This window comes from Sphingomonas sp. SORGH_AS_0438 (assembly GCF_031453475.1).
Lineage (GTDB): Bacteria > Pseudomonadota > Alphaproteobacteria > Sphingomonadales > Sphingomonadaceae > Sphingomonas.
In genome coordinates, this window is record NZ_JAVIZS010000001.1 from 2,577,793 (window position 1) to 2,591,314 (window position 13,522).

5 protein-coding genes are annotated in these 13,522 nt (G+C 71.8%); all 5 read left to right on the forward strand.

The features are described from left to right. Positions 1-153 precede the first annotated feature (153 nt). The 5 genes from QE452_RS12020 (at position 154) to QE452_RS12040 (ending at position 13,518) form a co-directional block, all read left to right on the forward strand. Positions 154-8,103 carry a BapA/Bap/LapF family large adhesin gene (locus QE452_RS12020; protein WP_309730080.1) on the forward strand — a complete coding sequence of 2,650 codons (7,950 nt, stop codon included), beginning with the start codon at positions 154-156 and terminating at the stop codon, positions 8,101-8,103. Positions 8,104-8,301: 198 nt separating this feature from the next. Next, the gene (locus QE452_RS12025) at positions 8,302-9,600 is read left to right on the forward strand and encodes a TolC family protein (RefSeq protein ID WP_309657635.1); all 1,299 of its coding nucleotides are present in this window, start codon (positions 8,302-8,304) and stop codon (positions 9,598-9,600) included. Positions 9,601-9,627: 27 nt separating this feature from the next. Beyond that, positions 9,628-11,748 (forward strand): type I secretion system permease/ATPase, encoded by a 2,121-nt coding sequence (locus tag QE452_RS12030; protein ID WP_309730083.1) that lies wholly within the window; start codon positions 9,628-9,630, stop codon positions 11,746-11,748. Next, the gene (locus tag QE452_RS12035) at positions 11,745-12,929 is read left to right on the forward strand and encodes an HlyD family type I secretion periplasmic adaptor subunit (RefSeq protein ID WP_309657633.1); all 1,185 of its coding nucleotides are present in this window, start codon (positions 11,745-11,747) and stop codon (positions 12,927-12,929) included. The genes QE452_RS12030 and QE452_RS12035 overlap by 4 nt, the downstream gene beginning before the upstream one ends. 121 nt (positions 12,930-13,050) lie before the next feature. Next, a complete protein-coding gene (locus QE452_RS12040) occupies positions 13,051-13,518 on the forward strand; it encodes a MarR family transcriptional regulator (RefSeq protein ID WP_309657632.1) in 468 nt (155 codons plus the stop codon). Positions 13,519-13,522: the final 4 nt, after the last annotated feature.

Consider the following 13,522-nt stretch of genomic DNA (forward strand, 5'->3'; position numbering starts at 1 on the left):
CCGAAAACGGAAATGTAGTATCTCGTAAACTCTAATACGGTTGAGTCCTCCCGTAATCAAAGCGTGAGTCTGCTAGTAGATCACCCCGGTCACGGCACCTCTTCGCTTTATATCTATTATCGCGATACGGTAATTCGCGACGGGAGGACAGTCATGGCAGCCCAGATCATCGTCAAAGCCACCGGCAAGGCAAGTGAAGCCGCGAGCAACAGCATCGAACTCGACGCGCCCAGCGTCGTGCGGCTCGATGTCGACCAGAGCCAGGTCGCCAATCTGGAACGGGCCGGCGACGATCTGGTGGTGCGGCTGACCGACGGCCAGGCAATCCGCGTCGAGCAGTATTACGTCCAGAACAACGGTGTCGGCAGCGACCTGGTGCTGCGCGACGGCGCGCAGCGCCTGTGGCTGGCGCATCCGGAGGTGGCCGGGGCCGGCCGCTTCACCCTGCTTGGCGAGCTGAACGACCTGGTCGCAGCCGGCGGCGCGGTGGCGGCGGCGGGCGGCGGCGGCTTCGTGCTGCCGGCGGTGCTGGGCCTGGCGGGCGCGGGCGCGGCGGGCGCGGTGGTGTCCGCCGGCGGCGGCGGTGGCGGTGGCGGTGGCAATGTCTCCGCGCCGCTCCCCTCGGCCGATACCCAGCCCCCCGGTCGCCCGACCGCGATCTTCACCGGCAACGGCGCCAACCTGTCGGGAACGGGCGAAGCCGGCGCGACCGTGCAGGTGCGCGGGTCCGACGGCAGTGTCGTCGGCACCGCGACGGTCGGCAGCGACGGCCGCTTCACCGTGCCGCTGACCCAGCCACAGGCCAATGGCCAGACCGTCATCGTGTCGCAGAGCGACGCGGCCGGCAATGTCTCGACCAGCACGACCGTCGCCGCGCCCGACCTCACCGCGCCCGGCGCGCCGACCGCCGGCCTCCAAGGTAGCGGCGCGATCGTCAGCGGCACGGGCGAGGCCGGCGCGACCGTCACGATCCGCGACGCCGCCGGCCAGCCGATCGGCACCGCGACCGTCGATGCGCAGGGCAATTACGCGGCGACGCTCGCCACGCCGCAGGCCAATGGCGAGACGCTGACCGTCACGCAGGGCGACGCCGCCGGCAATATCTCGCCCGCCGCCACGATCATCGCTCCCGACACCACTGCCCCGGCCGCACCGACCGCCAGCCTCGACAATGGCGGCACCACCGTCAGCGGCATCGGCGAGATCGGAGCGACCGTCACCGTCCGCGACGCCGCCGGCCAGCCGATCGGCACCGCGACCGTCGATGCGCAGGGCAATTACACGGCCACCCTCGCCACGCCCCAGGCCAATGGCGAGACGCTGACCGTCACGCAGGGCGACGGCGCCGGCAATATCTCGCCCGCCGCCACGATCATCGCTCCCGACACCACTGCCCCGGCCGCACCGACCGCCAGCCTCGACAATGGCGGCACCACCGTCAGCGGCATCGGCGAGATCGGAGCGACCGTCACCGTCCGCGACGCCGCCGGCCAGCCGGTCGGCACCGCGACCGTCGATGCGCAAGGCAATTACACGGCCACCCTCGCCACGCCCCAGGCCAATGGCGAGACGCTGACCGTCACGCAGGGCGACGGCGCCGGCAATGTCTCGCCCACCGCCACGATCATCGCGCCCGACACCACCGCCCCCACCGCGCCGAGCGCGGGCGTCAGCGCCGATGGCACGATGGTCAGCGGCACGGGCGAGGCGGGCGCGACGGTGACCATCACTGGGTCTGCCGGCCAGCCGATCGCCACCGCGATCGTCGCGGCGGATGGCGGCTATAGCGCGACGCTGCCGGCCGGCACGTCCGATGGCCAGATCCTGTCGGTGACGCAGCGCGACGGCGCGGGCAATGTCTCGCCCGCCACCGATGCCGCGACGCCCGATCTGGTCACGCCGGCCACCCCGGTCGCGACGCTCGGCCCGGATGCCGCCACCCTGTCCGGCACCGGCGAGGCGGGCGCGACGGTCACGGTACGCGATCCCGCCGGCACGGTGATCGGCACCGGCCCGGTCGGCGCGGACGGCCATTGGACCGTCCCCCTGCCGACCCCGCGCCTGGAGGGCGAGACGCTGACCGTCGTCCAGCGCGACGCAGCCGGCAACAGCTCCGCCGCCGCGCCGGTGGTCGCGCCCGATCTCACCCCGCCCGCCGGCCTGACCGCCACGATCGGCGATGGCGGCGCGATCGTCAGCGGCGCGGGCGAGGCAGGCGCGAGCATCAGCGTGCGCGATCCGGCGGGGACGCTGATCGGCACCGCCATCGTCGGCGCGGACGGACGTTATGTCGCGCCGCTGTCGCCCGCCCAGACCAATGGCGAGACGGCGCAGGTGACCCAGGCCGATGCCGCCGGCAACGTCGCCGCGCCGGTCGCGGTCACGGCCCCCGACACGACGCCGCCCGCCGCCCCCATCGGCACGCTGTCGGCGGACGGCGCGATCCTGACCGGCATCGGCGAGCCCGGTGCGACCGTCACGGTACGCGCCGCCGATGGCACACTGCTCGGCCGCGCATCGGTGGCGGCGGATGGCGGCTTCGTCGTGCCGCTGGCGAGCGCGCAGGCCAACGGCCAGACGATCCGCTTCGACCAGGCGGATGCCGCCGGCAACGTCTCGCCGACCGTGCAGGCCGTCGCCGCCGACATCAGCGCGCCCATCGGGCTGATCGCGACGGTCAGCATCGACGGCACCCTGGTGACCGGTCGCGGCGAGGCGGGTGCGACCGTCACCGTCCGCGCGCCCGACGGCACGCCGATCGGCACCGCGCTGGTCGGCGCGGACGGCCTCTATGTCGCGCCGCTCAATCCGGCGCAGGTCGATGGCCAGGTGTTGCAGGTGACCCAGGCCGATGCGACCGGCAATATCTCCCTCCCCGCCGCCCCGATCGCGCCCGACCTGACCGCGCCCGCCGCCCCCGTCGCGGCGCTGGCGGCGGACGGCGCGAGCGTCAGCGGCACCGGCGAGGTCGGCGCGCTGATCGTGGTCCGCGCCAGCGACGGCAGTCCGCTGGGCAGCGCCGTGGTCGGCGCGGACGGCCGCTATATCGCCCCGCTCGTCCCGCCACAGACCAATGGCGAGGCGCTGATCGTGACCCAGGCGGATGCCGCCGGCAACCTCTCCCCCGCGACGCCGCTCCTCGCCGCCGATACGAGTGCGCCGGTCGGCCTGACCGCTGCCGTCAACGTCAATGGCACGATCGTCGGCGGCGTGGCGGAGGCGGGCGCGACCGTCACCGTGCGCGATTCCCTGGGCGCACCGATCGGCACCGCCGTCGCCGCCGCGAACGGCGCTTATGCGGTGGTGCTGACCGTGCCGCAGACCAATGGCGAGACTGTGCAGGTGACCCAGGCCGATGCCGCCGGCAACGCCTCCGGCCCCACCCCGGCGCTCGCTCCCGATCTCACCGCCCCCGCCGCGCCGGGGCTCGGCCTGAACGCCATCGGCACCGAGGCGAGCGGCACCGGCGAGATCGGCGCGACCGTCATCCTGCGCGACGCGACCGGCACCGAGATCGGCCGCGCGGTGGTGGATGCCAATGGCGCCTATACGGCGACGCTGACCCCGCCCCAGGCCAATGGCGGCCTGGTCAGCGCGACGCAGGCGGATGCGGCCGGCAATATCTCGCTGCCCGCGACCCACGCCGCGCCCGATATCACCGCGCCCGCCGCACCGGCCGCGACGCTGGACGCGACCGGCGCGGTCGTGACCGGCACCGGCGAGCCCGGCGCGACGGTGACGGTGCGCGACGCGCTGGGCAATCCGCTGGGTAACGCGCTGGTCGATGCGAACGGCGCCTATGCGGTCACGCTGGCGACGGCGCAGATCGACCGGCAGTCGCTCAGCGTGATCCAGGCCGATCCCACCGGCAACCCCTCCCCCGCGACATCGCTGACCGCGCCCGACCTGACGCCGCCGCCGGCCCCGGTCGGCACCATCGCCCCGACCGGCGGCAGCGTCGCCGGCACGGGGGAGGTTGGCGCGACCGTCACCGTCACCGATCCGGTCGGGCGCGTGCTGGGCAGCGACATCGTCGCGGCCGATGGCCATTTCACGGTCACGCTCGCCACCCCGCAGACCAACGGCCAGGTGCTGACGCTGACTCAGGCCGATGCCGCCGGCAATATCTCGCCCGCCAGCCTCGCGGTCGCGCCCGATCCAGTGCCCAATGATTCGCCGCCGGCCCCAAGCGCGGTCGTGACGGCGGACGGGCTGATCGTGTTCGGCACCGGCCAGGTGGGCGCGACCATCACCGTCTATGGCGCCGGCGGCGTGGCGATCGGCAATGCCATCGTCGATCCGCTGGGCCACTACGCAGCCGTGCTCGATACGGCGCAAGTGAATGGCGAGCGCTTGCACGTGGTCCAGGCGGATGCGGACGGCGATGTGTCGCCGCCCGCCACCGCGACCGCGCCGGACCTGACCGGCCCGCTCGCCCCGACCGCCGCGATCGACGCGGCCGGCCTGATGGTGACCGGCACGGGCGAGGCAGGCGCGACCGTCACCGTGCGCGACGCGGCCGGCCATTCGCTCGGCAGCGCGACCGTGCAGGCGGGTGGCGGCTATAGCGTCGTGCTGGCGACCGTGCAGCGGGACGGCGAGTCCCTGTCGGTCATCCAGGTCGATGCCGGCAACAACCCCTCGCGGCCGGCCACCGTCATCGCGCCGGACCTCACCGCACCCCCCGCCCCGCTGGGCGCCGTCGCGACCGATGGGCTGAGCGTCACCGGCACCGGCGAGGCCGGCGCGACGGTGACGGTGCGCGACGCGGGCGGGGCGACGCTGGGGACGGCGCTGGTCGCGGCCGATGGCGGCTTCACGGCGGCGCTCGGCACCGCACAGCTCAACGGACAGCCGCTGGTCCTCAGCCAGAGCGACGCCGCGGGCAATGCCTCGCCGACGACCGGCATCCTCGCGCCGGACAGCACGCCGCCCGCCGCCCCGCTCGCCACGGTCGATGCGAGCGGCACGCTGGTGGCCGGTATCGGCGAGGCGGGGGCGACCGTGACGGTGCGCGACCCGGTGGGCGCGCTGCTGGGCACGGCGACGGTCGGGAGCGACGGCCGCTTCGTGGTGGCGCTCGCCACGCCGCAGGGCAATGGCGAGCGGTTGCAGGTCGGCCAGGCGGATGCGGCGGGCAATGCCTCGCCGGTCGTCACCGCCGCCGCGCCCGACTTCACCGCGCCCATCGCGCCGCTGGGCCAGGTGTCGGGCGACGGCACGCAGCTGATCGGCACCGGCGAGCCGGGCGCGATCGTCACCATCGCCGGCGCCGGCGGGCTGACGCTGGGCTCCGCGACCGTGGACGGCGATGGCCGCTTCATCGCGACGCTGGGCATCCCCCAGGCCAATGGCCAGCTGCTGACGCTGACCCAGGCGGATGCCGCCGGCAACATCTCGCCCGCCACCCAGGCGGTCGCGCCGGACATCACCGCGCCGATCGGCCTGAACGCGGTGGTCAATGGCAGCGGCACGCTCGTCTCCGGCACCGGCGAGGCGGGTGCGCTCGTCACCGTACGCGATCCAGGCGGGGCGGTGGTCGGCACCGCGACGGTGGCGTCGAACGGCAGCTATACGGCGCTGCTCACCACGACGCAGGCCAATGGGCAGCTCCTGCACGTCACCCAGGGCGATGCGGCGGGCAATGTCTCCCTCCCTCTGCCCGTGCGGGCGCCCGACCTGATCGCGCCGATCGCCCCGACCGCCATGGTCGACGGCACCGGCACGAGCGCCACCGGCAGTGGCGAGGCCGGCGCGACCGTGCGGATCACCGATCCCGCCGGCGCGGTGATCGGCATTGCCACGGTCGGCGGCGACGGCCTCTACACCGCGACGCTCACCATGCCGCAGGCGAACGGGCAGTCGCTGGGCGTCGTGCAGAGCGATGCGGCGGGCAATGCCTCGCCCGGCATCCGCGTCACCGCGCCCGACATCACGCCGCCGGCCGCGCCCGACGCGACGATCAACCCGGCCGGCACCGTGGTCGCGGGCAGCGGCGAGCCGGGCGCGACCGTCGAAGTGCGCAATGCCGGCGGCACGGTGATCGGCAGCGGGCTGGTCGGCGCGGGCGGCGGCTATTCGATCGCGCTGACCAGCGCGCAGGTGTCGGGCGAGGCGCTGAGCGTCAGCCAGCACGATGCCGCCGGCAACGGCTCGCCCGCCGTGGCGATCACCGCGCCGTTCGACATCTCCGCCTTCGACAACAGCGCCACCGCCGCCATCGACCTGCGGCCGGTGGAGACGCAGCGCGCGCTGGGCAGCGCCAGCTACACCGCGCTGGTGTCGCTGGGCCTGGTCAACGTCAATGCGCAGGTGCTGGCCATCCCCAATGTCCAGTTCACCGTGCAGGCGGGGCACCGGCTGGATGCCAGCTTCACCTATGACGCCACGCTCAACCTGGGGGTCGCCAGCGGCTATTCGGTGGTGGTGCAGCGGTTCGACGGCGCCAATTGGGTGGCGCTGCCGGGCGGGTCGGGGGCCGACTCGCTGCTCGCGCTGGGACTGCTGAACGGCAATCTGGTCGGCACGGCCGATGATCTGGGGCCGGGCACCTATCGCGCCTTCGTCACCTTCGACAATACGCTGGGCGTCGGGCTGCTCGGCGGCCTGTCCGTTACGGGCCAGGACCGGGACTTCACCGATGTCGCGGCGGCGACCCCTGCGCCGACCAACGGCAATGTCATCACCGATCCCGGCCCGGACGGCGCGGTCGACCGGGTCAGCCCGCAGACCGCCGTGCGCAGCGTCACGGTCGGCGGCACGACCACGCTGGTCGGCGGCGACGATACGGTGGTGGTCGGGCAATGGGGCCGGCTGGTGATCGATCCGGACGGCAGCTACACCTATACCCCCAATGCCGATGCCGCCGCGATCGGCCATACCGACCGCTTCACCTACACCTTGCTCGACGCCAGCGACGGTGAGGTGGAAAGCGCCACCCTGTCGGTGCGGATCGGCAGCCCGGACATATTCGGGGCCCCGCTGGCGGTGAACGACAGCGCGGTGGCGACGGCGAGCTTCGCCAACCAGGTCACCACCATCCCGGCCGCGATCGACGCCAGCTTCGCCACCCCGACCGCCATCGCCCTGACCGGCACGCAGACCGGCCGCGTGACCGACAGCTTCACGGTCGAGCCCAACGCGACCGCCAGCGTCACCCTGTCGGCGGTGGTGGCGCCGGGGCTGGGGCTGCTGCCCGGCTATACGATCAGCGTCACCAATGCGGCGGGCGTGGAGGTCGGCCGGACGCAGGGCACGGCGCTCGCCGGGCTGCTCGGCAGCGGCGTGTCGCTGACGATGAACGGGCTGGCGTCCGGCACCTATACCTACACCGTCACCAGCCCCAACACGCTGGGTGTCGGCTATGGCACCAGCGTCTATGTCGCGGAGACGGTGACGCATCTCGACCGCTATGTCCTGACCGGCGCCACGACGGTGCAGGGCGAGTTGCTTGGCAACGACGTGCCGGGCAGCAGCTTCCCGGGAGTGAAGATCCTGTCGGGTGGCACCTATGTCGAGGTGGGCGAGACGCCGCTGACCATCGCCGGCGCGCATGGCACGCTGACGATCGACGAGACCGGCCATTACAGCTATCAGCCGAGCGCGACCCTGGCCTATGCGGCGGTCGATCCGGTCGATAGTTTCAGCTATCAGCTGGTCCAGCCCGACGGGCAGGTGTCGACGGCGCGGCTCGACGTGGCGGTCGACATCAACAATGGCACGGCCCCGGTGCTGCCCGCGGCCGCCACCACCTTCATGGTGCTGGCCCCGGAACAGGATGTCGTGTCGCTGTCGCTGACGGCGGCGCATGGCACCGATGCTCCCGCCGCCACCGATGCCGCCACGACCGACCATCATCTGGCGCAGGCGATGCTCACCTTCGACTATATCGCCGGCCAGAGCAGCGTCGAGGAGGTGCTGGGCCATTATCTGGATGCGCATGGATCGACCGACACGACCGGCCATGATGCCTCCGGCGCGACGGTCGCGGCGGTGGTGACGAGCGACCCGGCCACGACGATGCCGGTCGACGATCCGCTCGCCTATCTGGCGGTGTCGATGACGCATGAGGATGAGCGGCTGACGATGCTGCACAGCGTGTGAGGATACCGGCCGCGCATCCCTCCCCACCACCCCGGCGCGTACCGGGGTGGTGGGTAGAACATGGCATCATCCCTGACCGAACGCTCCGCAAACGGAGTCGATAACCGGCCGCAACCCTATGGTTTAAGGCAATTATTTCTCGGATTTTAAGCATGTCCTGCGATCCCGTCCCCACCACGGAAAAGGATTTCGGACGACATGTTTCGATGGCAGCGATGGGCTGGTACGACAGCCGCGATCCTGTCCCTGGCGTCGATCGGGCAGGCCGCCGCGACGACCGAGCCGGTGACGTTGCCCGGCGCGATGCGCGAGATGCTGGCCTGGCATCCGGGCATCGCCCAGGCCGCCGCGACGATCGATGCGCGCGATGCGGAGGTGGAGATCGCGCGCGCCGGCTATCTGCCCCGGATCAGCGCCGGGCTCGGCAGCGGCTATGACAATCGGCTGGGGTCGAGCTGGCGGCCGCGCCCGCAAGTCTCGGCGTCGCAGATGCTGTTCGATTTCGGCAAGGTGTCGAGCGCGGTCGATGCCGCACGCGCCGGCACCCGCATCGGCCGCGCCGACCTGCTGCTGGCGGTGGACGGGCTGATCCGCGACACCGGCTATGCGGTGGTCGAGCTGCAACGCAATGTCGCGCTGCGCACGGTCGCCAGCGAACAGCTGGAGCGTATCCGTGCGATTAGCGCGCTGGTCGGCAACCGCTTCGCCAAGGGGGCGACGACCCGGTCCGATGCGCTCCAGGCGCAGTCGCGCGTCGCGGCGGCGGAGGCGACACTGGCCCGCATCGATGCCGAGGAGCGCCGCTGGGCCAGCAACCTCGCCTTCCTGCTCGGCCGCGACGCGCCGCCCGCCGCGATCGATACCGACATGCCCGACTGGCTGTCGCGCAGCTGTGACGAGACCGCGATCGACTGGGACGGGGTGCCCGCCGTGATGCGCGCAGACGCGGAGAAATCCCAGGCGGATGCCGACCTGCGCCGCAACCGTGCCGGCCGCATGCCCACGGTCGCGCTGGCCGGCGACGCGGCGACGGACGTGACCGGCCCGCTGTCCAACCGCAGCGCCTATAGCTTCGGCCTGAGCGTCACCAGCGACGTGTTCGGCGGCAATGCGGTACGCGCCCGCGTGCGCGGCGCCAGCGCCGCGGTCAGCGCAGCCGAGGCCGGGGCGCGGCAGGCGCGGCTGGAGACGGGCCAGCGGCTCGCCGAGGCGCAGCAGCAGATCGTCAGCCTGTCCGCGCTGCTCGACACGCTCGCCGCGCGCCAAGGCGACATGGTGGAGACGGGCAAGCTCTATCGCCTGCAATATCTCGACATGGGCACGCGCACCCTAGTCGACCTGCTCAACGCCGAACAGGAATTGCAGCAGGCGCGCTTCGATTCGGTCAACACGATGCACGACCTGCGCCGGCTGCAGCTCGACTGCCTCTATTATTCCGGCCGCTCGCGCGATGCCTTCGCGCTGACCGGCACCCGTTTTCGGGGAGTGACGCTGTGACCGCGCCCTTTCGCATCGACGACAGCCATGCCGGCCTCCACGCCTGGATCGACCTGTTCGGGCAGGTCGCGCGCCATTACCGCATTCCCCCTGCCCGAACAGCGCGCCCGGCTCGCCGGCCTGTGGCACGGCACGGCGGACGAGGAGGCGCGCATCGCCACGGTGGCGCGCGCCGCCGGCCTGTCGGTCCGCTTCGTCGCGCCTGAGGGGGCGAAGCTGTCGAGCTGGCGGCTGCCGGTGATCGTCACGCTCGCGGGCGGCGAGCTGGCGCTGGTCACCGCGATCGACGGTACGGGCGACGCGCATTATTCGGTCGCGGGCGAGGGCGGCCTGTTCAGTGCCCGACCCGTCGCCGAACTGCTGGCCGCCGCCGAGCGGATCGTCGTCCCCCGCCCCGCCCGCTCCGCGCAGGACGTGCGGGTCGACACCTATATCCGCCCCTATCGCGAGCATTGGCTGCGCAGCACGCTGTTGCAGGATGCGCGCGGCTATGGCCCGGTCGCGATCGCCTCGGTCGTCACCAACTGCCTGGGGCTGGCCGGCGTGCTGTTCTCGATGCAGGTTTATGACCGGGTGATCCCGGCCCAGTCGATCCCGACGCTGGCGATCCTGTTCCTGGGCGTGCTGCTGGCGACGGTCTTCGATTTCCTGCTGCGGCGGATGCGCGTCTCGATCACCGACATCCTGGGCAAGCGCACCGACCTGCGCCTGTCGGACCAGGTGTTCGGCCATGCGCTGCGCGTCCGCAACCGGGCGCGGCCGACCTCCACCGGCACCTTCATCGCCCAGCTACGCGACCTGGAGCAGGTGCGCGACATGCTGACCTCCACCACCGTCGCGGCGGTGGCGGACCTGCCCTTCTTCCTACTGTTCCTCGCCCTGCTCTGCATGATCGGCGGGGTGCTGGCGCTGGTGCCGCTGGTCGCGGTCGTCCTGCTGCTGGCGCCCAGCCTGATGGCGCAGCGCCGCCTGCGCGCCCACGCCACCGAGTCGATGCGCGAGACCTCGCTGCGCAACGCGCTGCTGGTCGAGGCGGTGCAGGGCATCGAGGATATCAAGACGCTCCAGGCCGAGGACCGCTTCCAGCGCCAGTGGAACCATTGCAACGCGGTGGCGGGCGAGGCGCAATTGCGCCTGCGCGGGCTGACCGCCAGCCTGTCGACCTGGGCGCAGAGCGTGCAGAACCTGGTCTATGCCGGCGTCATCCTGGTCGGTGCGCCGCTGGTGATCGCCGGCGACATCACCACCGGCGCGCTGGTCGCGACCTCGATGCTGGCCAGCCGGATGATGGCGCCGATGGGCCAGGTGTCGCACCTGCTCGGCCGCTACCAACATGCCAGGGTCGCGGCGCAGAGCCTGAACCAGATCATGGCGCTGCCCGTCGACCATCCGGAGGCGGAGCATCGCATCCCCCTGCCCGTGGTGCGCGGCGGATTCCTGCTCACCGGTGCCGCGTTCGGCTATGCCGATCCGCCCGCCCCGCCCGCTTTGTCGGTGGCGCGGCTGGAGATCGCACCGGGCGAGCGGATCGCGCTGCTGGGCCGCAACGGCGCGGGCAAGTCGACGCTGCTCCAGGCGCTGTCGGGCATGATGCCGCCGCTGTCGGGCGAGGTGCTGATCGACGGGCTGGCGCTGCACCAGGTCGATCCCGCCGACATCCGCCGCGACGTGGCGCTGCTGACCCAGACCAGCCGGCTGTTCCACGGCACGCTGCGCGAGAACCTGACCATGGGGGCGCCGCACGCCACCGACGCGGCGATCCTCCAGACGCTGGCGATGGTCGGCGCGACCGAGTTCGTGCGCCGGCTGCGCGAAGGGCTGGATTACAGGATCCTGGAGGGCGGGCGCGGCCTGTCCGGCGGGCAGGTGCAGGCGCTGCTACTCGCCCGGCTGCTGCTGCGCGACCCGCGCGTGCTGCTGCTCGACGAACCCACCGCGGCGATGGACGAGATGGCCGAGCGGCGCTTCATCGACGCGCTGCGCGACACCCGCCGCGACCGGACGCTCGTCATCGCCACCCACCGGATGCGCGTGCTCGATCTGGTCGATCGCGTGATCGTGATCGACGAGGGCCGCATCCTGCTCGACCAACCCAAGGCCGCCGCGCTCGACGCGATGCGGGCCGCCGCGCGGAGCACCGCCGCATGACCAGCCTGTCCTCCGCCGCCCTGTCCTTCGACGACGATAGCGGCCAGCGCCTGCTCGCCGCGCGCCGCATGACCTGGATCGTGGCGGCGCTGTTCGTCGTCGCCCTGCTCTGGGCCTGGGCCGCGACGCTGGACGAGGTGGCGACCGGCCAAGGCCGCGTCGTGCCCACCACCCACGACCAGGTGCTGCAATCGCTGGAGGGCGGCATCCTGAAGCGGATGCTGGTGCGCCAGGACGATATCGTGAAGCCCGGCCAGGTGCTGGCGCAGCTCGACCCGACCCAGGCCGGATCGACCGTGGAGGAAAGCGCCGCCAAATATCGCGCCGCGCTCGCCAGCCAGGCGCGGTTGCAGGCGGAGGTGAATGGCACCGCCCTGCGCTTCCCCGCCGAACTGGACGGCTTCCCCGCGCTCAAGGCCGAGCAGCAGCGCCTGTTCGAGACGCGGCGCGCCAGCCTGTCCGCCTCGACCGGGCTGATCGACCAGTCGCTGGCGCTGATCCGGCGCGAGGAAGGGATCGGCGAATCACTGATCGAGGTCGGCGCGGCGAGTCAGGTCGAGGTGCTGCGGCTGAAGCGGCAGCGCGCCGACCTGGACCTGAAGAAATCCGATCTCCGCTCGCAATATCTGGTCGAGGCGCGGCAGGACCTAGCCAAGGTCAGCGAGGAGGTGGAGGCCCTGGCCCCGGTGGTGCGCGGCCGGTCCGACACGGTGCAGCGGCTGACCCTGCGCTCGCCGGTACGCGGCGTGGTCAAGAATATCGAGGTGTCGACGGTCGGCGGCGTCATCGCGCCGGGCGGCAAAGTGATGGAGATCGTGCCGCTCGACGACCGGCTGCTGATCGAGGCGCGCATGGCGCCGCGCGACATCGCCTTCATCCGGCCGGGCCAGCGCGCCAGCGTCAAGGTCACGGCCTATGACTATGCGATCTTCGGCGGGCTGGAGGGCGAGGTGAGCAGCATCTCGCCCGACACGATCCGCGACGAGGTCAATCCCGACCTCTATTACTACCGCGTGTTCGTGCGGACCAGGTCGGATGCCCTGGTCAACAAGGCGGGGCGGCGTTTTCCGATCGTGCCGGGCATGATCGCGACGGTCGACGTCCACACCGGCACCAAGACGGTGCTGCAATATCTGCTGAAACCGCTGAACCGCGCGCGGGAAGCAATGCGCGAACGATGAACCCAGTAAGCCATTGAGATACAATCAATGTGGATGCGATAGATTAGGCCCGGGTAAGGTTTCGGAAAGCATTTCTCGACAAAAAATCTTTAACGCAACCAAGGCTTTAGGGTCGAATACCATGTCCACTCCGCTGACGGCCGATGCCTTGGCACGGCTCGGCACCCCCTCTACCGGCACACCGCGCACCCTGCTCGACATGGCGCGCCAGACACAGGCGATGCGCACCACCGTCGCGGCCTTTTTCCCGCGCGACATCTTTCGCGATTCCGCCTGGGACATGATGCTGGCGATGTTCGTCGCCGGCGAGGAAGGCCGGATCCTGTGCGTCAAGCAGGTCATCCTGGTCTCCGGCGAGACCTCGACCAGCGCGCTGCGCCGGATCGACCGGCTGGCGGCCGCCGGGCTGATGGCGCGGCGGGTCGATCCGTCCGATCATCGCCGTGTGTCGGTGACGTTGACGGTGAAGGGGCATGACGCGATGGCGGCGATGCTGCGCAGCCTGTTCGTCATCGGCGATCGGCCGGGCCGGGCCGGCGCATCGCCCCAGGGCTTCCTCCCCGCCCATATGGCTGGTCTGCGCGACTGAGATG

Bases quoted from the DNA above. Each gene is read 5' to 3' on its own strand.
- QE452_RS12035 (WP_309657633.1), top strand. From the start codon at position 11,745: ATGACCAGCCTGTCCTCCGCCGCCCTGTCCTTCGACGACGATAGCGGC.
- QE452_RS12025 (WP_309657635.1), top strand. From the start codon at position 8,302: ATGTTTCGATGGCAGCGATGGGCTGGTACGACAGCCGCGATCCTGTCC.
- QE452_RS12030 (WP_309730083.1), top strand. From the start codon at position 9,628: ATGCCGGCCTCCACGCCTGGATCGACCTGTTCGGGCAGGTCGCGCGCC.
- QE452_RS12020 (WP_309730080.1), top strand. From the start codon at position 154: ATGGCAGCCCAGATCATCGTCAAAGCCACCGGCAAGGCAAGTGAAGCC.
- QE452_RS12040 (WP_309657632.1), top strand. From the start codon at position 13,051: ATGTCCACTCCGCTGACGGCCGATGCCTTGGCACGGCTCGGCACCCCC.